The following is a 23,000-nucleotide window of genomic DNA, read 5'->3' on the forward strand; positions in this document are numbered from 1 at the left end:
GAAAATTAAGAAGCGATCTGCAATGATTATTTTGATTATAAGACTAAAAAGTAAGAACTTGGCGTTCTGAAAAGAGATTCACGAAAAATAAAATATGAGAAAAAGTTACGCTCTTCTTTGGTGCTCAATGATGATGCTGGGGCTGCTAGCCGCGGGCTGCAAAAAGAAAGTTGCACCGGTCTCCGAGAGAATCGCAAAGGCCTGGACGGCTGAATCTGTGAAGCATGGCGCTACGGTAGTTTATACCCGCGGAGGCTCCGGCAATATCGAAGCCGCCTATTCGGGTTTCCGTTTGACACTGACCAACAGCGGCGGTACCAAAACCGTGAGCCTGACCGATGTGGACGGTAAAACGTTTACCGGAAACTGGGACCTGGAAGGCGATACCAAGCTGGTATTGACCAACCTCACCCCGCCGCCGACCGGCACGGGAGGTAAAATCGAGTTCACGATCAGCGGTCTCGACGATGCCAAAGTGGTGCTCACCCGCCTCACGGCCAGCCCTAAAACTGGCGGCACGATTAATGAATACACATTGACCAACCCATAAGCGGAAGTCGATCATCAATATCAAAAGCGAAGCCATTTCCAATGCGGGAATGGCTTCGCTTTTTTTAGCTAATTTTGCAGCATGGAAACAAGAACTGAAATCAGCAGCCTGGGTGAATTCGGGCTGATTCAAAGAATAAATAAAAGCATTAAAACGACACTTCCCGATACCGTAAGAGGCATCGGCGACGACGCGGCGGTGATCGATATGGGCGAGGAGTTCGGGTTGCTGACCACCGACATGTTCCTCGAGGGCATCCATTTCGATTTGACTTTTTTCCCGCTCAAGCATTTGGGCTACAAGGTCATTTCCGCCGGTGTTTCCGACATCGCGGCGATGAACGGCATTCCCCGGCAGGTGACGGTGAGCATTGCATTGAGCAACCGGTTTTCCGTGGAAGCGGTGGAAGAACTTTACACCGGTATGCAACTGGCGTGCAAGGATTTCAATGTAGATCTCGTAGGCGGTGATACCACGTCTTCCCGTTCGGGCCTTATCATTTCGATCAGCGTTTTTGGAAAGGTAAAGAAGGACAAAATCGCCTATCGTAACACTGCGAAGCCCAACGACCTGCTGTGTATTACAGGCGATATCGGCGGCGCTTACCTGGGGTTGCAATTGCTCGAAAGGGAGAAACAGGTATTCCTGGCAAATCCGAATATGCAGCCAGAACTGGATGGCAAGGATTACGTGATCCAGCGCCAGCTGCGCCCGGAAGCGCGGATGGACGTCGTGTACGAACTCGATGAAGCCGGCGTGACCCCCACGGCGATGATCGACGTATCGGACGGCCTGGCTTCCGACCTCCTGCATATATGCGCGCAATCGGGTGTGGGTGCCGTGATTTTCGAAGAACGCCTGCCGATAGATGGGCAGACCATGCTGGCGGCATCGGAGCTTAATATCGGCCCGGCAACGGCGGCGTTGAACGGGGGTGAAGACTATGAACTGCTGTTTACCGTTTCACAGTCGGCCTACGAGCAGATCAAAGACAATCCCAAGATCACATTCATCGGCTACATCACCGACCAGCGCGGCGCGGTGGAGCTGCAAACCACAGGCGACAGCCGGGTGCCGCTCACGGCGCAGGGCTGGAATGCGTAGGTATTTTTAAGAATGCAATATCCGAAGCATAACCATCGCGGTTATGCTTTTTTTGTTTTGATCCATACACGCAACCATCGGAAAGATTTGGTCGTAATCGAGACGAATCCAATTCATCTCTAACAAATCATAATTAAATCCGATGAAAATCTTTTCAACTTCCAAAATGCTGGTTGCATTGGGATTGTTAATGGCCGTCAGCCTGTCCTGCTCGGACGATGACGACAGCGATCCTACGCCTACACCCGCCAACGATGTTCAATTGAAAGACAATGCGACACTGGGCAAGATCCTGACCGACAAAGACGGCAAAACGCTTTATTATTTTTCAAGAGATGCATCCGGCGCTTCCGCTTGCTCAGGAGGTTGCTTAACCACCTGGCCAATCTACTCGGCAGGTGATTTGTCGGCCATCAAGCTGGATGCCGGTCTTGACAAAGCCGATTTCGGTACGATTACCACAGACGGAAAGCCGCAAACCACCTACAAAGGCTGGCCTCTTTACTATTACAAAGACGATGCCGCTGCGGGAGATGTGAAAGGAGAGAATGTAGGTACCGTATGGTTTGTAGCGAAAACGGATTACACGATCATGATTGCCAGCGGGCAGCTGGTGGGTAACGACGGAAAATCCTACAAATCGGATTACACCGAGGGTACCGGCGCCACGCAGTTCTTCACGGATGGCAAAGGCCGCACTTTGTACGCATTCGCCAACGACAAAAACAACAAGAACAATTACACCAAGTCGGATTTCTCGAACGATGCTACCTGGCCCATTTACACCGCCGACCTGAAATCGTTGCCGTCGACGGTCGATAAGACGTTGTTCAGTACAATCGATGTTTTTGGTAAAAAACAGCTGACCTACAAAGGCTGGCCGCTCTACTACTTCGGCCCCGACGGCGCTGGGAGAGGTGCTACGAAAGGCGTGAGCGTGCCTAAACCGGGTGTCTGGCCGATCGTCAATATTCAATCACCGAATGCGCCTAACTAAATAAGTGCTTATTACCATAGTGTAGTTGAAAAGTGGCTTTCTTTAAAAGATCGCCACTTTTTTGTTTTATTTCCCCCAGCGCGCGACGAGCTCTTCGAACTGGTGTTGCAGCTGTAAAGTGCGCTTGCCGGCGGCACCATTACCCACAGGCTGCTCGCCGATCTGCACGACGGGCATTACCCATTTGGTAGTGCTGGTGGTGAACACCTCGTCGGCAGTGATGACTTCCTTATAAGTAATGGGCCTGATCTCCACGTCGAAATCCGCCTTCGCCAGCCCGATCACGACGCGGCGGGTAATGCCGTTGAGGATATTGCGGTCGGACGTGATGAGTTTATCACCATGAAATGCAAACAGGTTGCTGCGCGTAAGCTCGCTTACCTCGCCGTCTTTGTGAAAAAGCAGGTCGGCGGCATTCTGGCGTTTCAGTTCGTCGGCCATGAGTACCATATGTACATAATTGGTGGTCTTGATTTCAGGTAAATCACGGACATATTCGTACGGCAGCACTTTAATACCTTTTAATCGACCGGCCGGATTATCCTGCGGCAATGCTTCCGTGCGGATGAGCAGGTTGGGCTGCACCACATGCACGCTGTCGGGCGCATAACCGCCTGTGAGCACAAACCGGAATGCTACATCCGCCTCGCCGGACATAGCATGCAAATCGGCCAGGATTTTCTCCGCTTCCGCCTGATTCACCGGCAACGGCAGCTTCAATAGCCTGGCAGAATTCTCGAAACGCTGCCAGTAATCGTTCCAGCGAAAAGGAACGCCATTATAAGTCCTGAAATAATCGAACAGACCGTAGCCGCGCAGGATACCGAGGTCGTTGGTCTGGAAAACCGGCTGGTCGAGCGGGACGATTTCGCCGTTAAAAAACTGGTAAAAGGGCATGGAAAGCTGGATTTGTTGATTGGGGTAAAGTTATTGATAAAGGCGGGGCAAATACTCCTTTTGTAGATGTAAATGCCGATTTTTAGGTTTTATCTTTGCACCTCACATAACCCGTCAGGCCAGCCATGGGCCTGCAACATCCTGCTTCGCATGATTAACCCCACAACATTACTTGAAAAAATCCAGGCGGAATTTGACCGGCACTCTTACGGAGAAGCTCCTGCGGAGCTTTACGAACCGATTACCTACATTATGTCGCTGGGCGGGAAGCGCTTCCGGCCGCTGCTGACTTTGCTTGCCGCCTCTATTTTTGATACAGACCTCGAAAAAGCGATCAAACCGGCCATGGCGGTAGAGGTTTTCCACAATTTCACCCTCATGCACGACGACATCATGGACCGCGCACCCCTGCGCAGGGGCATGCCTACCGTGCACGAGAAATGGAATGCGAATACGGCTATCCTTTCCGGCGACGTGATGCTGATCCGTGCCTACGACCTGCTGCTGGATATTCAGAGAGAACAATTGCGTGCCGTTTTGAACCGTTTCAACCAGACAGCCGCGGAAGTGTGCGAAGGTCAGCAGCTGGATATGAACTTCGAAACGCGCTGGGACGTGACGGAGGAAGAATACATTGGTATGATCCGCCTGAAAACATCGGTACTGCTCGGTTTTGCATTGGAACTAGGCGGGATGATCGCCGGGGCGGACGATGAAACGGTGAAGCTGCTGTACGCCGCAGGTGAAAATATGGGCATCGGCTTCCAGCTCAAAGACGACCTGCTCGATGTGTTCGGAGATCCCGAGAAATTCGGCAAGCAGGTAGGAGGCGATATCATCGCTAATAAAAAGACATTCCTGCTCATCGAAGCATTATCGAAAGCAGAAGGCCAGTTAAAGACGGAGCTCGACCAATGGCTAAGTCTCGATACATTCGACAGCGCCGAAAAAGTGCGTGCAGTGACTGAAATCTACGATAAGCTGGAAATACGGGCATTTACCGAACATAAAATAAATGAATATTTCTCGCGCGGAATAGCTAGTTTACAGCAACTACGCACGGACAGTGTTCAGAAAGAAGTGCTTTTGCAGTTTGTAGAGCAGCTCGTAGCGCGGGAGAAGTAATTTTATCAACAAATAACCCATTATATGTCGATTACCCTCATTTTAGTGATCATCACCTCGGGGATCAGCTACTATGCCTTCAATAATTACAGTTTGATGGACAAGCTGATCCTGAACCCTTACCGGGTTACCAAGCGTAACGAATACTACCGGTTTATCACCTCGGGCTTTATTCACGCGGATTTCGGCCACCTTATCTTCAATATGCTGAGCTTATGGTTTGTGGGCGAGAGTATCGAGCGGCTATTTGCGATGCTGTTCGGGCCGAGCGGCACATTCTATTATTTGTTTTTGTACCTCGTGGGCATTATCGTTTCTGATATTCCCACTTTTTTGAAGCACCGCAACAACTCGAACTATAACTCGCTGGGCGCTTCGGGCGGGGTATCGGCCATTCTTTTTGCGGCGATATTGTACGCACCGCTGATGGAAGTCGCGCTATACTTCTTCATCCGGATGCCGGGTTTCATATTCGGTATCCTGTTTCTGGGCTACTCGTTCTATGAGGCACGCCGTGGGACCAGCTATGTGAACCACAGCGCGCATATGTACGGCGCCATTTTCGGAATGGTGTTTATGGCTGTCGTGTACCCGAGTTCGGTACCGGCGTTTTTCCAGCAGATAATGGGATGGTTATTTTAATTTAGCCAGAACAGTCACGCTGCCGACCGTCTTATCTTGCAGATTGACATTGACTTCGGCGTCCAGGGGAATGAAGATATCGACTCTGGACCCGAATTTGATAAAGCCCATTTCGGTGCTTTGCTCCACTTTATCGCCCTCCTTCACATACCAGCGTATACGACGCGCAGCTGCGCCCGCGATTTGGCGGAATAGCACATCCACACCCTGCGTATTACGGATAACCACCGTCGTACGCTCGTTTTCAGTACTCGATTTCGGGTGCCATGCCACGAGGTACAAGCCCGGATGATATTTGAAATACTGGATCACGCCGCTGATCGGGTTCCAGTTGACATGCACGTTCAATGGCGACATGAAAATGCTGATCTGACGGCGGGGTCCTTTGAAGTACTCCGTTTCCACCACTTCCTCGATCACGACTACCTTGCCATCGCAGGGCGCCACGATTTCGGTATCGCTTTTGCGGACAACGCGGCTGGGGACACGGAAAAACTGCACGACAAGGAAGAAAACGACAATGCTCGCGATCAGCGTCAGGCGCGGAATCCAGTAGCCGTCGGGAAGGAGATAGTTGATCCCTAAGTTGATAATGATCAGTATAATGGCCGTTATAGCCATGATAGTATATCCTTCTTTATGCAGTTTCATGCAGGTTTATTTTTGTTAATGATCGTCTCCGACTGCAAATATCGTATAAATCCTGATTTTTCCGGCAACGAAAAAGCCCCGGCGGCAGCGCTGGGGCTTTTCAGTGACGTTTCTAGGCAAGTATGGCCAGGTATTGTCAAGCGTGGTCGGGTATTGTCAGGAGTGGTCAGGTGTTGTTAGTGATGGTCATTACAGTTTGGAGAAAGATTCACTCTTTTCCTATCTTCTATAAATGACTGCTAATGACAATACCTGACTAAAAATGGCCGCACCTGACAGCCTTGCGGCTATTCTTCATGCACGTCAACCACGACGCAGTCGCCGTTCTTGACCTCGTGTTCCACTTTCTTGAATTTCACATCACGGACAATGCGGCCGTCGCGGTACTGAACCGAAACTTTCTGGTTACGGTCTGCGATCTTGATCGTCCGCACCGGCTGCGCTTTGGTAGCCGGCTCCTGTGAATGGAACGTGTCGGTATCGACGTCGTAATCTTCCTCGCGGTTGGTATGCAGCTCGGGCGCAGGCTCCGGGCGTCGCACCTGCTGTGGCACGGCGGTCGGCGGCGCAGCTTCTTCCTGCGGAATGTCGGCCTTCATGAGGAAGGAGATCATATCAAAATTCACTTTGCTCAGGAAGCGTTTGAACAGCTCCACCGATTCGAATTTGTAGATCAGCAACGGATCTTTCTGCTCGAATACCGCATTCTGAACGGATTGTTTCAGATCGTCCATTTCACGCAAATGCTCTTTCCATTCCTGGTCGATGAGCGAAAGTACGATCGCCTTCTCCATTTCGCGGGTAATGTCCTTGCCTTCGCTTTGAATGGCTTTTTCGAGGCCTACCACCACGCCAGCCTGACGGATACCGTCGGTGAACGGGATCATGATCTCGGAAATCATCGGGCCGCGGTCTGCGTGGATCGAGCGGAGTACCGGCAATGCTTTGCCGGAGATCGCGTCGTTTTTGTCCTGGTATTGTTTTTCGGCCGCGTCATACAGCTTCTGCGAGCGGTCGGATGGTTTCAATGCAATGTATTCGTTCTCGGTGAAAGGCACTTCCATTCCCAATGTGGTAATGGCTGCCAGTTCGAGCTCGGCGTAGCTTCCCGCGGTCGTCGCGATTTCGTCGCACACATCGAACAACGTGTTGGCAATATCCACCGCCAGACGATCCCCGAACAATGCATTGCGGCGGCGTGTGTAGATCGCGTCGCGCTGATAGTTCATTACGTCGTCGTATTCGAGCAGGCGTTTCCGCATACCGAAGTTGTTCTCTTCCACTTTCTTCTGCGCACGCTCGATCGATTTCGTAATCATGCTGCTCTGGATCACTTCGCCTTCTTCGAGGCCCATACGGTCCATTACCTTCGCCATCCGGTCGGAACCGAAGAGGCGCATAAGGTTATCTTCGAGGGAAACGAAGAATTGGGACGAACCCGGGTCACCCTGGCGTCCCGAACGACCACGCAGCTGGCGGTCGACGCGACGGCTTTCGTGGCGTTCCGTACCAATGATGGCCAGACCGCCCGACGCTTTCGCCTCAGGGGTTAGCTTAATGTCGGTACCACGACCGGCCATGTTGGTCGCGATCGTTACAGTGCCTGGTTTACCTGCTTCCGCAACCACTTCCGCTTCACGCTGGTGTTGCTTCGCGTTCAATACCTGGTGGGGGATCTTGCGGAGCGTGAGCATCCGGCTGATGATCTCGGAGTTTTCAACCGAAGTCGTACCCACGAGCACCGGGCGGCCTGCTTCCACGAGTTCCACGATTTCATCGGTTACCGCATTGTATTTCTCGCGAACCGAGCGGTATACTTTATCTTCCTGGTCTTTACGGACAATTCCGCGGTTGGTAGGGATCGTAACGACGTCGAGTTTGTAGATTTCCCAGAACTCGCCCGCTTCCGTTTCCGCGGTACCGGTCATACCGGCCAGCTTGTGGTACATACGGAAGTAGTTTTGCAGGGTAACGGTGGCGTAGGTCTGCGTTGCGTCTTCCACGCGCACGCTTTCTTTCGCTTCAATCGCCTGGTGCAAGCCGTCGGAATAACGGCGGCCTTCCATGATACGGCCGGTCTGCTCGTCGACAATCTTCACCTTTCCGTCCATGATCACGTATTCCACGTCTTTTTCAAACAATGTAAATGCTTTCAAAAGCTGGTTAACCGTGTGGATACGGGCTGTTTTCACGGAGTAATCGCGGATCAGTGCTTCTTTCGCGATCACGCGGTCGTGCTCGTTGAGCGACGGGTCTTTTTCGATCGCATCGAGGTCAACGGCAATATCCGGAAGGATGAAGAAGTTGGTTTCTTCCGATTCGCCGGTGAGGAAGTCGATCCCCTTTTCGGTGAGTTCGATGCTGTTATGGCGCTCGTCGATCGTGAAGTAAAGCGGAGCGTCGGCTTGCGGCATCAGTTTCTGGTTTTCAGCCAGGTAAATAGACTCCGATTCCTGCATAATGGCTTTCACGCCGCCCTCGCTGAGGTATTTGATCAATGGCTTGTATTTCGGCATACCGCGGTGAGCGCGGAACAATGCCAAACCGCCTTCTTTTTTGTCGCCGGCCTGGATTTTCTTTTTCGCGTCGTTCAGGAATTCCATGGCGAGGCGTTTTTGAGCTTCAACGATCCTCGAAACGCGCGGTTTCAGTTCCAAAAACTCCTGCTCGTCGCCGCGTGGTACCGGACCGCTGATGATCAATGGCGTACGCGCGTCGTCGATCAACACGGAGTCAACCTCATCGACCATCGCGAAATGGTGCTTGCGCTGCACAAGCTCTTCCGGCGTCCGTGACATATTGTCACGCAGGTAATCGAAACCGAATTCGTTGTTGGTACCGTAAGTAAGGTCTGCTTTGTAGGCATTGCGTCGTGCAATGGTATTCGGCTGGTGGCGGTCGATACAGTCGACGCTCAGTCCGTGGAATTCGAAAAGCGGTGCATTCCACTCGGCGTCACGTTTTGCGAGATAGTCGTTCACGGTCACGATGTGGACGCCTTGTCCGGCCAATGCATTCAGGAAGGAAGGCAGGGTAGCCACGAGGGTTTTACCTTCACCCGTTGCCATTTCGGAGATTTTACCCTGGTGCAACACCACACCACCGATCAGCTGCACGTCGTAATGGACCATGTTCCACTTGATAGGCTGGCCGATCACGTCCCAGGTCGTATTCCAAAACGCCTTATCTCCGCTAATGGTCACATTCGACTTTTTCGTAGAGATTTCACGGTCGAACGGATTTGCGGTTACTTCCAGTTTATCGTTTTCTGTAAAACGGCGCGCCGTATCCTTCACGATCGCGAATGCTTTCGGAAGAATGTCGAGCAACACCTTTTCCAGTTCTTTATTTCTTTCCAGTTCGAGCGCGTCGATTTTCTTGAAGATCGCTTCCTTGCTGTCCACATTCGGTTCATCGGCCGCCTGCTGCTTTAATGCACCGATCTGCTCGTCGACAGATTTGAGAGAATCGGCAATATGTTCTTTCAGGTTCGCGGATTGTGCGCGCAGCTCGTCATTCGAAAGGGAGGCCAGGAGTGCATATTCGGCATTGACTTTATCAACGTACGGGGTCAATTCTTTAAGGTCCCGCTCTGATTTCGTGCCAAACAGCTTGGAAAATATTTTAAACATGATGTGTTGTATGTTTTTTAACCGGTTTTATCCTTGAAAAATATTGAGCCTGCACAAAAACGCGTGTCACATTGTCAGCAAAACTCCTATTTCGCAGCCCAAAGGTAATTCATTGCCAATACTATTACGCAACAACTGGCATAATCCTAATGCATATCTAATGTTTTATTATCATTAAAAATCACCCGTGCTACCGGCTGGGCACCGTCCGTACAGAAATACAACCACTACTGGGTAATGCATAGTACCTTTGAATCATCCAAACGACATAAACAGATTTAGCCATGAACCACAATAGATTGTTCCGTAACACCAGCAACAAAATGATCGGCGGCGTTGCCTCAGGATTGGCCGACTATTTCGAAATCGACGTGACGATCGTCCGCGTATTGTTCGTACTCGCCGTATTCATCCCGGTTACTTTCCCGGTCATTTTGTTTTACATCATCCTCTGGATCGTCATGCCCGATAGCGCAAAACGACCCAAAGAGCTGGAACCTGGGCACATCCCTTCCTAGATTTTAAAAACTCCATCAGCAAAGACTTCGTAGTTGCAAACCGCCGGAAAACAAACTCCGGCGGTTTGTTGTTTTAGGATTAATACCTATTTTTACCAATGGTATGCAGGCATACTAAATGTGAAATGCCTGCTTAAATCGATCAAAACCACATTCAATATGAACGCATACATTGTTGCGGGTTATCGCACCGCGGTGGGTAAGGCGCCGAGAGGCGGGTTCCGGTTTACACGTCCCGACGATCTGGGCGCGACGGTGATCAAACATCTGCTGGAACAAACCCCGCAGCTCGACCCAACCCGTGTGGACGATGTGATCGTGGGCAATGCCGTGCCGGAAGCCGAGCAGGGAATGCAGATGGGCCGTTATGTGGCATTGCTTTCGTTGCCGAAAAACGTTTCTGGGATCACCATCAACCGCTATTGCGGATCCGGTGTGGAGGCGATCGCGATGGCTTCGGCTAAAATCCATGCCGGAATGGCCGAATGCATTATCGCCGGCGGCACCGAATCGATGTCGCTCGTGCCGACGATGGGCTGGAAAACCGCATTGAACTACGAAATAGCACATACCAATCCCGACTATTACCTGAGCATGGGCCTCACCGCGGAGCAGGTAGCGAAAGATTTTAGTATCAGTCGCGAGGCGCAGGATGAATTTTCATTCCAATCACATCAGAAAGCGTTGCGTGCGCAGAAAGAAGGCTGGTTCGCCGACGGCATTGTGCCGGTAACGGTGAAGGAAACCTATTTCGACCAGGTTTCGGGCAAGAAAAAAACGAAGGAAACGGTCATCAGCCAGGATGAAGGCCCCCGCGCCGACACGACGCTCGAAGCATTGAACAAACTGAAACCCGTTTTCGCGGCAGGCGGGTCGGTAACGGCCGGGAACTCTTCCCAAACTTCGGACGGTGCCGCTTTTGTGCTGGTGATGTCGGAAAAATTGGTGAACGAGCTGGGCCTGAAACCCATCGCGCGCATGCTCTCGTACGCGACGGCGGGTGTGGATCCGCGCATTATGGGCATCGGCCCGGTAGCCGCGGTGCCGCTCGCATTGAAGCAGGCCGGTTTGAAACTGAATGATATCCAGCAGGTGGAGCTCAATGAGGCATTTGCCGCACAGTCGCTGGCGGTGATCCAGGAGCTCGGTATCGATCCCGCCATCGTGAACCCGAACGGCGGCGCGATCGCTTTGGGACATGCATTAGGCTCCACGGGCGCGAGGCTTTCGGTGCAGCTTTTCAACGAAATGAAGCGCCGTGACCAGAAATACGGCATGGTAACTGCCTGTGTGGGCGGCGGCCAGGGCGTGGCGGGCATCTACGAGCGCCTCAATTAGGCCGCAGGCTAACATTCGAAGTGATTTTCAAGGTCTCCCCGGAAGTGTTACTCATCTTCCGGGGAGATTTTCTATTTTTGCCCTTTCAACATGCACGCCTTTTTTTCATGGATGTATCCATTGTTATCATCAATTACAGGACGCCTCAGCTCATTATCAATTGTTTAGATTCTATCAATCGGTTTACGTCCGGGGTAAGTTACGAGGTGATTGTTGTCGACAACGACCCTGAAAATGGCGGCGGCGCTTTGGTGAGGGCGGCCCATCCCGACGTGCGGTGGATCGATATGGAATACAATGCGGGTTTCGGCATTGCCAACAACCGTGGCATGGAAATCGCGACGGGCAAATATCTCCTGCTGCTCAATGCGGATACCCTGCTGACCGACAATGTGATCGGCCGCTGCTTCGGGCGGATGAACCAACGGACCGATGTGATAGCTTGCGGTGCATTACAATATTATCCGGACGGTTCGCCGATGCCGTTTTACCGCAGCTTCAACGAATTCCGCCGGACCTTCTTCATCCTCCCGCCGAGCGGCCTGGTAGATAAGATCGTCCACAAACTTTATCCCGAACCGGCCTACACCGATCCCGACCAGCACGACTGGCTCGTGGGCGCATTTATGTTTATCCGCAGGGAGGGTTTTGAAAAAACAGGCGGTTTCAGCAAGGACTTTTTCATGTACGGCGAAGACGTGGAATGGTCGGGCCGGTTGGGAAAGCTCGGCAAGCTGTGCTATTTTCAGGATTGCACTTTTATCCATTTGGAAAACAACAACCCGTTCCGACGGACGCATATTTCGTGGATCAACCGGTTCAGCACCCAGATGCAGGTTTCGAATTTTCTGTGGGTACGGAAGCAGTACGGCATTTTTCAATACATTTTGCTGATCCTGCATTACATTTTCATGGTACCGGTGGTGTATGGCTGGAAAATGCTTTTTAACCTGAGAAAAAACGGTAATCCGTTCTCGGAACTTCGCACACAACATATATATGTAAGGAAGACGCGCGTTCTGTTAAAATATTTCTGGAAAACGCTGTTCCTCCGCCAGGGGCTTTACAAAATCAAGCCTCAGGAGAACATCGACCTTTTAACTGCCTCTGCATGAATCAATCCAAAAAAAGAATCCTCTTTTTTACGCCCTATGCCACACGGACAGGATCTGAAATGATGCTGTTGTACATTTTGAAAAAAATAGACCGCTCCCGTTTTGACGTCGGTATCGTCAGTTTTGCGAACGGGGAGCTGCTGGCCGAGTTTCCCGCCGATATTCCCGTCCACATTGCCCCGCGTAAGTTCAATATCCTCGAAAAAGTTTCATTCCACCTGGGCATTAACCCCACGCTCCGCGCATTGCGCAAGCTCGCGAAAAGTTTCAATGCGGATTTCTGGTATGTGAATACGACGATGATCCCCGAGACGATCGTCGTGGCGAAGGAATTCGGTATTAAGGTCATCACCCATTTTCACGAGATGCCGCTCACGTACGCATACCTGAGCGCCCCGGATTTTCAAAGTATTGTGGATTATTCCGAGCTGCTGATCGGCTGCTCGCAAACTACCTGTGATGCGATCAAAGACGCCGGTGGAAAAAATGTGGGGCTGCTTTATTCATTTATAGACCCCTCATTGGTCAAAAAAGATGACGCACGGTCTGCCGAACTCCGGCAGAAACTAGGCATTCCGGCCGATGCATTCGTATGGATATTGTCGGGAATGACCTCCGAGCGCAAGGGGTTCGACATGCTGCCCGACATTGCCGACGAGCTCAATGACCCGCGGGCACATTTGGTGTGGGTCGGTGCAACGATCGACGATGGATTGGTGTATTATACCGAGCAACGATGCGCCAAAAACAGGTCGGCGACCAAAATTCACCTCGCAGGCAAGCAAAAAGAAGATTATTATAGTTACCTTAATATGGGAAACGGTTTTCTGCTCACATCCCGGCAGGACCCTTTTCCGCTGGTGATGATAGAAGCTGCGCTGCTGGGTAAACCCATCGTCGCTTTCCCCTCGGGAGGCGTTTCAGAATTTGTCAAAGATGGAATGGGCGTTGTTACCGACGATCTGAGCGTCAGGCAGCTGGTTTCTGCCATGCGGTCGGTGATGAGCGGCGAAACCAGCACGGACAGTGCCGTTAGTGTGCAGGTTGCCAGCCGGTTCAATGTCGAGAACGGATATAATGAATGGATTGAATTAATTGACAAAACACGCTAGTATGCTCAATTCTACGTACGTATTCAAGTTTTTGACCCGCATTGCGCTTGTATCCGCCGTTTTCTTCACGGCGGGGCGGGCAGTAGGGCAAAGCCCGCAAAGAACGACGGAAATTGATACGCAGCGCTACATGGCGCTGATGCTCTTGAACCTCACCGATCCCGACGATATCGGCCCGGAGCCGGACCTGATCCGCTCGGCCAGCCAGTTCGGGCTCAATGCAGTTTACATCACCATCCCCTGGGACAAGGTTTATTTCAGTTCGCCCACCGAAACCCCGCAGTGGGCCAAGTACGATCAGCAGATCAAGATCGCGACGGACCTGGGCATGAAAGTGGCGCTCCGCATTCACCTGGGCCGGCACAGCACGCGCATCAAGGGCTTCTGGGAGCCGTCCGACAGCCAGTTCAGCCATTCCAACAAACCCTTGCTGAGCGGTTACCAGGATACATTTTTCGGGTTTGATAATCAGCCTATTCTCGACAAAGGCGTTGCTTTTGTGAAGGAAGTAATGAACCGCTACAAATCTCTGCAAACGCAGAAAAAGCTCCTGTATGTGTCCGTTACCTGCACGGGGACGCAGGAAGGCGAGTACGCGGGAGGCCTGATTGAAAATGGCCGGGAAAATGCGGCGGTTTACGACTACTCGCCGTCGATGGTGAAGGGTTTTAAGGATTTTGTAAAAGAGAAATATAAAAAAATCGAGCGGATCAATTTCCTGTGGGGGATGACTTTCAAGTCGTTCGACGAGGCTAATCCGCCCGCTACCGCCTGGGAGCCCAATCTTTCCTTCCGCCAGCGTTATGGCAAGGACTGGTACATTTACCGGCATATGATGCTTAAAAGGTTTACCGAGCAAATGGTAACCGCCATCAAAGGCATCGATCCTACCATTAAATACGTATCCGACTACGGCTCGGTGTTCGACGGCCAGTCTGCCACACGGGGAACGCTGGGTTTTGTGAATCTGAATGAAAAAACCGACGGTATCAAGATCAACGACAATCCCGCCGTGCATGATCACCGGTGGTCGGTGGATATCCTGAAAAGTAACGCGCCTCCGGGTTTTATCACGGCTAATGAGCTGTTTGTGAGCTCATACCTGGACAATAATGCCCACATGAAGCAGATCAACGAAAACTTCGAACACGGCGCGAATGTGGTGGCCGTGGTGATCTCTCAAAAAGAACAGATGGCACGGGCGGAAGGATTTTTGCGGCAGGGTGTGGTGACGTGGCTGAACAGCCCGATGAAGCCGATCGTGTATGCCGATTCAGTTTCCTTCCGGCTGTCGGCGGCTACGGAAAAAGGTGGTGCACAAGGGGTTATCTACGACGAATGGGCTCGCCGCGCTTATGCCGATCCGGCCCACCCCAAACCGGTGCGCGTTCGCCTGATCGAAGATATTTTGTACCCGAGTTACTGGGAGGATGCTTCCAATTATCCGCCGTACGTGTTCCGGCCGGTGCCGATGCAGATTATTCCTGTGAACAAGGATTTCGAATACCGGCTGCCGATAGACACATTTTCGGATGTTGATGGCAGGATCGTGCGCGTGGAAGTGGGCGCATTACCCGCCTGGCTGCGTTATGAAAACGGCGTTTTGCGCGGCCGGCCTACCGCCCTGGGCGATTCCCGCATTTCGGTGAAGGGTATCGATGATGAAGGCGGCGTTGCGGAAGCGTTTTTCACGATCCGTGTCGATACGCGCGAAAATGCGAATAAGCCACCGACCGTGGACGCGAACTTCTCTAACCAGATGGTGGCCGTGGACAAGCCATTTACCATTACCATCCCGAAAACGGCATTTACCGACCCCGACGGGCAGATTACCAGGGTAGAGGCGTCCGAACTGCCCTCGTGGCTTACATTTTCAAACGGAGTGCTGAGCGGAACGCCTGCGAAACTCGGCGATTACCGCATTATCCTCAAAGCCTACGACGATCTGAATGCATTTGTGGAAACCTACTTCACGGTGAAAGTGGTAGAACCGCAGTTCCTCAATGCGCCGCCATTCGCGACGACGACGCTGCCGGTTAAATATGCGCAGATCAATATGCCGTTCAATTACATTCTGCCGGCAAACATTTTCGGCGATCCGGACGGCTACATTTCTTCGATTACCGTGCAAAACCGGCCTTCCTGGCTCAATTTTGCCTTGAATGTGTTTTCAGGAACACCTACCGAAGAAGGCGAATACCGACTGATCATCCGCGCGTACGACAACGCGGGAGCCTATGTGGAAATTCCGCTGGTATTGCTCGTGCAAATACCGGAAATCCGCTTCGAGCTCGTGCAGGCGGGCAGCAAGGTAGACCAGCGTGTGATCCGCAAGCTGTCGGGCGACGATGTGATCCCGTACGATTCACTGCCGCCATTGCTGAACATGTACGCCTACGGAAACTTCGAATACGACAAGGTGTCGTTCGATCTCAATGGCCCTTACCGCCGCAAAGCGACGACGGCCATTTTCCCATACGCGTTATATGAAAACGCCTCCGGTTTCGCGCCGTATGTGGGCCGGTACACGCTAACGGTGACGGCATTCAAGGAAGATTCGGCCGTTGTGACGAACTCGATTGAATTTGGTATTTCGGCGGGTGAAAATAAGGTGAATATCACGGAGGACATGGCCGAATGGGCGTTCTATCCGAATCCCGTGGAGAGCATTATCAATATCAAACTGCCAGAATACCAGCCCGGCGACAATTTGTCTTGGGAAATCATCAATGTGGCCGGCAAGCGCTACCCGATTCCGGGCGGCATGGTGAGCGTTTCCGACGAGCTCGCTAATCTGGACCTCGACGCGCTCGGGTTATCATCCGGTATTTACTTCATACGGGTCGAGAACAATGGTGAGCTTTTAAAGCAATTCAAAATTTTCAAGAAATAGTCCCGATTATAGCAATGCACCTCCTGAATCAGTAGCCGGTAAGCGCGACTTTTCAGGAGGTGCGTTTTATTTATTTTGACAATAGTATGCTTGCATAATAATCTTTATGATTTATATTTGCAATCACCAGAAATGGTATGCAAGCATACTCCACGTTCCTGACAAAACCCGCATTCAGCTATGTCCGTTGCCGCAGAAAACCAGACATCCATCAAAGGAGGTGAGTTCCTGATCAAGGAAACCTCTGCCAGCCAGATTTTTATTCCGGAAGAATTCAATGAAGAGCAGCGGATGATCGCCGACACCTGTCGCGATTTCCTGGCGAAGGAAGTATGGCCTCGGCTCGATGAGATCGACCAGGCGAAAAGTCCTGCACTGATTTCGGGGTTAATGGACAAAGCAGGTGAGCTCGGGCTGCTAGGCACGGCGGTACCGGAGGAATTCGGCGGTTTCGGCATGAATTTCAACACCTCCATGCTGGTAGCGGAGGCAACGGGTGCAGGCAACTCGTTCTCGGTGGCACTTTCCGCGCATACCGGCATTGGCACGTTACCCATTTTGTATTATGGGAATGAGGCGCAAAAAACTCAGTACCTGCCTAAACTGGCCTCTGGCGAGTGGAAAGCGGCGTACTGTCTGACGGAACCGGATTCCGGTTCGGACGCCAATTCCGGCAAAACGAAAGCGGTATTGAGTGCCGACGGAAAGCATTATGTGATCAACGGCCAGAAAATGTGGATCACAAACGGCGGTTTTGCCGATGTGTTCATTGTTTTTGCCAAAATCGAGGAGAATGGTCAGGTTGACAAGAACCTGACGGCATTTATCATCGAAAAGTCGTTTGGAGGCATTACCATGAACGAGCCCGAGCACAAAATGGGTATCAAAGGATCGGATACGCGGCAGCTGTTTTTCAACGATTGCCAGGTACCGGTCGAAAATATGCTTTCGGAGCGAGGCAACGGATTTAAAATCGCCGTGAATATCCTCAATATCGGTCGCATTAAGCTCGCTGCGGCTGCATTGGGCGGCGCGAAGCGGGTGGCTTCCCAGGCGATCCAATATGCGAACGAACGCAGGCAGTTCGGTACGGCGATCGCGAATTTCGGCGCTATCAAGCACAAACTGGCCGAAATGGCGGTGCAGATGTTTGCGACGGAATCGGCGGCGTACCGCGTGGGACAAAATATAGATGATTTAATCCAGGCCTTCAAGGAGAAGGGTATGAGCGACGCGGAAGCGAAATTGAAGGCGCTGGAGGAATTTGCGATTGAGTGCGCGATCATGAAAGTGCACGGCTCGGAAGTGCTGGATTTTGTGGTGGACGAAGGTGTGCAGGTGTATGGAGGGATGGGTTTCTCGGCCGATGCACCCATGGATCGCGCCTATCGCGATAGCCGGATTAACCGGATTTTTGAAGGGACCAATGAAATAAACCGCCTGCTGGTGGTGGATATGATCCTCAAACGCGCGCTGAAAGGCCAGCTGGATCTCATGGGCCCGGCAACGGCGGTAGGCAAGGAAATTCTGTCGATTCCCGATTTCAGTATGGAGGAGGACGAAATCCTTTTCGCCGCCGAGAAAAAGGTGATCAAAAACCTGAAAAAGGCTGCATTGATGATCGCCGGCGCAGCAGTGCAGAAGTTTATGATGAAATTGTCTGACGAACAGGAGATTATCATGAACCTGGCCGATATGGTGATTGAAATTTATGTGGCCGAATCGGTGTTATTGCGTGTAGAGAAGCGGATCGGGATACAGGGCGAAGGGGCCAATGCATGGCAGAAGGACATGGCGCTCATTTACCTGCACCGCGCCGTTGAAAAAGTGAACAATGCCGGAAGATCAGCCATAACCAGTTTTGCCGAGAGCGACGAGCTGCGTGTGATGCTGATGGGCCTGAAACGGTTTACCAAAATAGAGCCTGCGAACCTGAAAGACGCCCGCCGCCGCATCGCCGACGAGCTGATCGCGAAAAGCGACTACGTCTTTTAAGAAATTATAAATATCTCAGGTGAATAACCTGCTACAACTGAAAACCAAAATGTACGTTGAAAGCCGTATCCTGCCTCAGGTGCGGCTTTTTTGTTTCCTGGTAAAAGGTTTTCGATTATCGGCCAAATTGCGCAAATTTGGGAAACCAAAATCGGCGCCTTTCTCGTTAGGTAGTAGGTTTCTTTTTGATTCAAATAGCAAAAATAATACGTTGGATTCTCTACTAGTTACTGAAAAACCACCTTTCATGACCTTGCATTCCGTGGATCTGCGTACCACAGGCCAGTTTCCCGCATTACTGCTCGATTACCTGGATCAGAAACCGACGCTGGAAGACTTTTACAGCATCTTCCCCACGTTGGAGAATGCGGAGAAGGCTATTTTGAACAAAAAAGGATTCGACCCGGAAAAACGGAAAACGCTGGTAGATGTGCTCACAAAGCAATACCGCGGCCTTCCTTACCTCCCCGATTTTTCGGTTTTATTGCAGGAAAATACATTCACCGTCACAACGGGCCACCAGCTGAACATTTTCACAGGGCCGCTGTATATTATCTATAAGATCGTCACGATCATCAAGCTGTCCGAAGCATTGAAAGCGAAGTACCCCGAGTACGATTTCGTACCTGTGTACTGGATGGCGACCGAAGATCATGATTTTGAAGAAATCGCTACTTTTCACCTGTTCGGGCAGACGCACAAATGGACGGGCGAGCACAAAGGGGCCGTAGGAAAGCTGAACCCCAAGGAATTGGCGGGTATTTTGAAACAACTGCCCGATAAGCCGCTGCTTTTTGCCAAGGCTTACCTCGAAAACAACACGCTGGCCGACGCCGTGCGATGTTATATGCACGAACTTTTCGGGAAGTACGGGCTGGTTAGCCTCGACGCCGACAATGCCGACCTGAAACGTCATTTCCTACCCGTCATCCGGGAGGAACTCACCGACTCCATTTCGGAGAAAATCGTAACCGAAACCACCTCGCGTCTGAACGCGCTCGGTTACCATACCCCGCTCCATGCGCGGGAAATCAACTTCTTCTATCTCGACGACAACCTGCGCGAACGTATCGTGCGCGAGGGCGAGGTGTTCAAAGTGCTGAATACCGAACTGGAATTTACGACGGCAGAGCTGCTTGCATTGGCGGAAACCAATCCCGAACGGTTCAGTCCCAACGTGATCCTGCGGCCATTGTATGAAGAAGTGATTTTGCCAAACCTTGCGTATATTGGAGGACCGTCAGAGGTGCCTTACTGGATGCAGTTGAAAGGTGTTTTCGACCATTTCGGCGTGCCTTATCCAATGCTGATGCCGCGAAACTTCGCATTATATATGAATGCGCACCAGGGCAAAAAGGCGCAAAAGCTGAAAATCGATTACAAAGACCTGTTCCTGGACGAGGTTGCATTGCGCAAGACATTCATCGAGCGGAATACCGAGCACGAGCTCAACCTCAACGAGCAGAAAGAGGCATTCAATGCCATTTTTGACCAGATCCTCGCCAAAGCGACCGAAGTGGACCAAACGATGCACGGAGCCGTGAAAGCGGAGCAGACGCGCCTGCTGAATTCGTTAAAACACCTCGAAAAGCGCATTATCCGGGCCGAAGAGCGGAATCACGAATCGGAGATAGAGCAATTGCTCACCCTTAAAAACAAACTGTTCCCGAACGGAATCGCCCAGGAACGGTATGATAACTTGCTGAATTTCTACATCAACGATCCACAATTCATCCAGAAGCTTTACAATGCCTTTGATCCGCTGGATTTCAGGTATAATGTGCTGCTGGAAGAGTAGGGGAGGGATTATTCCTTCAATCGTACATCGCCAAATACCGACGTCACCGTGATCTTCGTGCCGCCGCCGGAGCCGATCTTGCCTTGATAATGCTTCATTTTGTCGGGCCGACCGTCCTTATCGGGCTGCATGGAGAAATTGACATTTTCTGTCGGGTAACTGAACTTGCCATACGTCACGCTGACATTGAACTGGTTGGCCTCGGCCGGCAGTACTACGGACGAATAGGAAGCCTGAATATCCACATTCTGCGCCGAATGCGTCAGTTCTTCGATTTTGAAATTACCTGAATAATTGAGCTTGATCTTACCCGTGCCGCTGATCTTCCCGATTTTCGCGCCTGAGTAGTCGATTGCGGCATCCAGGTTCACGACATCACCGATCATTAGTTCGCCGAATTTGTTGCTCAGCCACACTTTTTTAGCCTGGTCGAGTTTCACATTGGCATACTGGCAATCGAGCTTTCCGCCGTCCATTTTACCGATTCGGGCACTACCGAACTGCACGTCGATCACATTATCGGGGTTTTCTAGCAGGGTAGCCACGAAATTGCCGTGTTTGGAGTCGACGGTGAGCGGCGCATAGAAAGAAGGAATGTCGGTATTGCCGAATTTGTTGCGCACGGTCAGCGAGTTTTCTTTGGGCATATAGACCGTGTAATCGATCTGGATGAAGTTCTTGTCGCCCTTGCTTTTGTTCCAGCCATTGTTGCCAAACTGGTTGCGATCGATGCGTGTAGTAAGGCTGATGACGTTTTTAACGCGTTTTTCGTCGATATTCACCGAACTGAGGTATTCCGCGGCGCGGCTGTCGGACGGTGCATTGGCCGTCACCACGATTTCGATCTTGATCTCTTCCTTAGCCCAGAGATTCACTTTTACCAGGCCAAACTGGTTGTCTACTTCAAGCGCGTCGCTCTTTTTGACGTCAAATATCTTCACAATGTTCCTTCGCTTCTCTACCAGTCCGTTTTGTTCGGATTCGTCGGGATTGAGGGCTGCGCTGGCTACCTGGGGCAGTGCGATCACACTAAATAACAGGAGCGTCGCTATTTTCTTTATCGTTGTCATTTTTCACTTTGTTGATACGTTGCAAAATTTCCAGTTGTTGGTTCAGCAAATCCACCTGTAATTGCAGATTCTGAACCATTGCTTCAAGCAGTGCTTCCTGGTTAGGGGCGTTCGACAAGTTGGAGCGCAGGTTTTTATAGCTGCCTTCCAGACTTTCCAAATCAGCGGAGAAATCTTTGTAAAGCTCCGGGTTGTTCCGGGCCAGTTTGATGATCTCCTCCCTTTTTTGGTCTATTGCAACATTGTATTGATTGAATTCGCGGGCATATGCGGGTACCTTCAGGGCTACGCGCGGATCACGGGTGATGCCATATTCGTTATTGAGGTAAGCCAGAAACCCGATCCCGAGCGCCAGGAACACCCCCGCGGCGATACGCCAGTCGAAATAGGGGTTACTCAGACGCCTGATTTTTTTTTTCGAGCTCTCGGGTACTAACGGAATCTCGTTATGTAGTTGGCTCTCAATCTGGCTCCATAAAGAATCCTGCGGTAAGAAAGTATCAAATCCATCCCTGTTATCTCGCACAAACCGCTCCAATCGATCCTTTTTATCAGAAGAATTTTTCATAGATTAATTAACTTGTCAAGTGTAAATAATAGTCTCAAATCCGTAATAGTTTAAGGTCAATATCTTTTTACTCCTGGTGCTTACTTGTTGTTTTTTGTCATTTTTGTCAAGTATTGTCACTTGTAGTCATGTTTTGTTTTTTGTCAAGTATTGTCATTCGTTATCAGGAGTTGTCATTGTTGTTTTCTCCCATTTAACTACTTCCTGACCACACTTGACCATTTCTGACTACTCCTGACTACACATGACCATTTCCTGACTACACCTGACCATTTCCGACTGTTCCGCTACCGTACCAGCATTTCGGTCAATTTACGCTTCGCCCTCATATATTGCGTCCGGGAGGTCGTTTCGCTGATCCCCAGCACTTCGCCGATTTCCTCATGGTCGTAGCCTTCGAACAAATACAGGCTCAACACCACCCGGTAACCATCCGGCAATTTCTGTACCGCGTTGCGGACCCTTTCTATTTCGAGCGTCGTGTCGCTCTCATCCAGTCCGAAAGAATCGTCATTCCGGTCGCTCTGCTCTAATGTTTCGTGGAATTCTTCGATTTCCACCCATTTTACCTTCCTGCCCCGCATGTGGTTGATCGCCTTGTTGACCACGATTTGTTTCAACCACGCCCCGAACGTCGATTGCTGGCGGAACTGGTGCAGGTTCGTGAATGCATCCACGAAAGCCTCCTGCAAAGCATCCTCTGCCTCTCCCAAATGGTTCAGTATCCGCATGCAGATGTTGAACATGGCTTTTGAGTAATGCTTGTAAAGTTCGTACTGCGCTTTACGCTCTCCGAGTTTACAACGCTCTACCAGTTCGACGTGCGGGTCGGGGTAAATTTGTGTTTTCAAGCAGAAGGTTTATATTTTGAACGTTCTGGATCAAAGACAAGCGATTCTTCGGCATGTTGCATTCATTTTAAAAATTTTTTCAAAATGGCACATACCGAACAAAGGGGCATACCGTGTTGTTGTTAGGGAAGGCGGGGTTATCTT

18 protein-coding genes are annotated in these 23,000 nt (G+C 51.0%); 12 read left to right on the forward strand and 6 right to left on the reverse strand.

Going from position 1 to position 23,000, the window contains the following annotated elements; genetic code table 11:
• Positions 1-94: 94 nt before the first annotated feature.
• The 3 genes from H144_RS0124750 to H144_RS0124760 all read left to right on the forward strand — a co-directional run bounded on the left by H144_RS0124750 (position 95) and on the right by H144_RS0124760 (position 2,651).
• Positions 95-550 (forward strand): hypothetical protein, encoded by a 456-nt coding sequence (locus H144_RS0124750; protein ID WP_026350972.1) that lies wholly within the window; start codon positions 95-97, stop codon positions 548-550.
• A gap of 81 nt (positions 551-631) precedes the next feature.
• Entirely contained in the window at positions 632-1,654 is a 1,023-nt protein-coding gene (thiL, locus tag H144_RS0124755; RefSeq protein ID WP_019944801.1) for a thiamine-phosphate kinase, read from the forward strand.
• A gap of 142 nt (positions 1,655-1,796) precedes the next feature.
• Positions 1,797-2,651, forward strand: a complete 855-nt coding sequence (locus H144_RS0124760; RefSeq protein ID WP_026350973.1) for a hypothetical protein — start codon at positions 1,797-1,799, stop codon at positions 2,649-2,651.
• A 66-nt stretch (positions 2,652-2,717) separates the two neighbouring features.
• Here the strand turns inward: H144_RS0124760 and H144_RS0124765 are convergent, their stop codons facing one another.
• Positions 2,718-3,548 carry an aminotransferase class IV gene (locus H144_RS0124765; RefSeq protein WP_019944804.1) on the reverse strand — a complete coding sequence of 277 codons (831 nt, stop codon included), beginning with the start codon at positions 3,546-3,548 and terminating at the stop codon, positions 2,718-2,720.
• A gap of 153 nt (positions 3,549-3,701) precedes the next feature.
• On the opposite strand from H144_RS0124765, the gene H144_RS0124770 reads away from it, so the two are divergent.
• Together H144_RS0124770 and H144_RS0124775 are read left to right on the forward strand one after the other, a co-directional pair.
• Positions 3,702-4,673 carry a polyprenyl synthetase family protein gene (locus H144_RS0124770; protein WP_026350974.1) on the forward strand — a complete coding sequence of 324 codons (972 nt, stop codon included), beginning with the start codon at positions 3,702-3,704 and terminating at the stop codon, positions 4,671-4,673.
• Positions 4,674-4,697: 24 nt separating this feature from the next.
• Entirely contained in the window at positions 4,698-5,315 is a 618-nt protein-coding gene (locus tag H144_RS0124775; RefSeq protein ID WP_019944806.1) for a rhomboid family intramembrane serine protease, read from the forward strand.
• Here the strand turns inward: H144_RS0124775 and H144_RS0124780 are convergent.
• Positions 5,307-5,966: a phosphatidylserine decarboxylase family protein gene (locus tag H144_RS0124780; RefSeq protein WP_019944807.1), complete on the reverse strand. Its 660-nt coding sequence runs from the start codon at positions 5,964-5,966 to the stop codon at positions 5,307-5,309. The genes H144_RS0124775 and H144_RS0124780 overlap by 9 nt on opposite strands.
• Before the next feature lie 287 nt (positions 5,967-6,253).
• Positions 6,254-9,598 carry a preprotein translocase subunit SecA gene (secA, locus tag H144_RS0124785; RefSeq protein ID WP_019944808.1) on the reverse strand — a complete coding sequence of 1,115 codons (3,345 nt, stop codon included), beginning with the start codon at positions 9,596-9,598 and terminating at the stop codon, positions 6,254-6,256.
• Positions 9,599-9,882: 284 nt separating this feature from the next.
• Between secA and H144_RS0124790 the strand changes: the two genes are divergently transcribed.
• The 7 genes from H144_RS0124790 (at position 9,883) to bshC (ending at position 20,367) form a co-directional block, all read left to right on the forward strand.
• A complete protein-coding gene (locus tag H144_RS0124790) occupies positions 9,883-10,116 on the forward strand; it encodes a PspC domain-containing protein (protein WP_019944809.1) in 234 nt (77 codons plus the stop codon).
• A 159-nt stretch (positions 10,117-10,275) separates the two neighbouring features.
• Positions 10,276-11,454 (forward strand): acetyl-CoA C-acyltransferase, encoded by a 1,179-nt coding sequence (locus H144_RS0124795; RefSeq protein ID WP_026350975.1) that lies wholly within the window; start codon positions 10,276-10,278, stop codon positions 11,452-11,454.
• 107 nt (positions 11,455-11,561) lie between these two features.
• A complete protein-coding gene (locus tag H144_RS0124800; RefSeq protein ID WP_019944811.1) occupies positions 11,562-12,569 on the forward strand; it encodes a glycosyltransferase family 2 protein in 1,008 nt (335 codons plus the stop codon).
• Positions 12,566-13,681 carry a glycosyltransferase gene (locus H144_RS0124805; protein ID WP_019944812.1) on the forward strand — a complete coding sequence of 372 codons (1,116 nt, stop codon included), beginning with the start codon at positions 12,566-12,568 and terminating at the stop codon, positions 13,679-13,681. Before H144_RS0124800 ends, H144_RS0124805 begins: the two co-directional genes overlap by 4 nt.
• Before the next feature lies 1 nt (position 13,682).
• Entirely contained in the window at positions 13,683-16,574 is a 2,892-nt protein-coding gene (locus tag H144_RS0124810; protein ID WP_019944813.1) for a putative Ig domain-containing protein, read from the forward strand.
• 180 nt (positions 16,575-16,754) lie between these two features.
• Positions 16,755-18,569, forward strand: coding sequence for an acyl-CoA dehydrogenase FadE (locus H144_RS0124815; protein WP_019944814.1), 1,815 nt, complete (start codon positions 16,755-16,757; stop codon positions 18,567-18,569).
• 247 nt (positions 18,570-18,816) lie between these two features.
• Entirely contained in the window at positions 18,817-20,367 is a 1,551-nt protein-coding gene (bshC, locus tag H144_RS0124820; RefSeq protein ID WP_019944815.1) for a bacillithiol biosynthesis cysteine-adding enzyme BshC, read from the forward strand.
• A gap of 8 nt (positions 20,368-20,375) precedes the next feature.
• On the opposite strand, the gene H144_RS0124825 is transcribed toward bshC, so the two are convergent.
• From H144_RS0124825 to H144_RS0124835, 3 genes are all read right to left on the reverse strand, one after another.
• Complete coding sequence (locus H144_RS0124825) at positions 20,376-21,437, reverse strand: hypothetical protein (RefSeq protein WP_063826421.1); 1,062 nt, start codon at positions 21,435-21,437, stop codon at positions 20,376-20,378.
• Positions 21,397-22,005, reverse strand: a complete 609-nt coding sequence (locus H144_RS0124830; RefSeq protein WP_019944817.1) for a restriction endonuclease subunit S domain-containing protein — start codon at positions 22,003-22,005, stop codon at positions 21,397-21,399. Before H144_RS0124830 ends, H144_RS0124825 begins: the two co-directional genes overlap by 41 nt.
• 287 nt (positions 22,006-22,292) lie before the next feature.
• Positions 22,293-22,856 (reverse strand): RNA polymerase sigma factor, encoded by a 564-nt coding sequence (locus H144_RS0124835; RefSeq protein WP_019944818.1) that lies wholly within the window; start codon positions 22,854-22,856, stop codon positions 22,293-22,295.
• Positions 22,857-23,000 lie beyond the last annotated feature (144 nt).

It is taken from the genome of Dyadobacter beijingensis DSM 21582 (assembly GCF_000382205.1).
GTDB classification, from domain to species: domain Bacteria; phylum Bacteroidota; class Bacteroidia; order Cytophagales; family Spirosomataceae; genus Dyadobacter; species Dyadobacter beijingensis.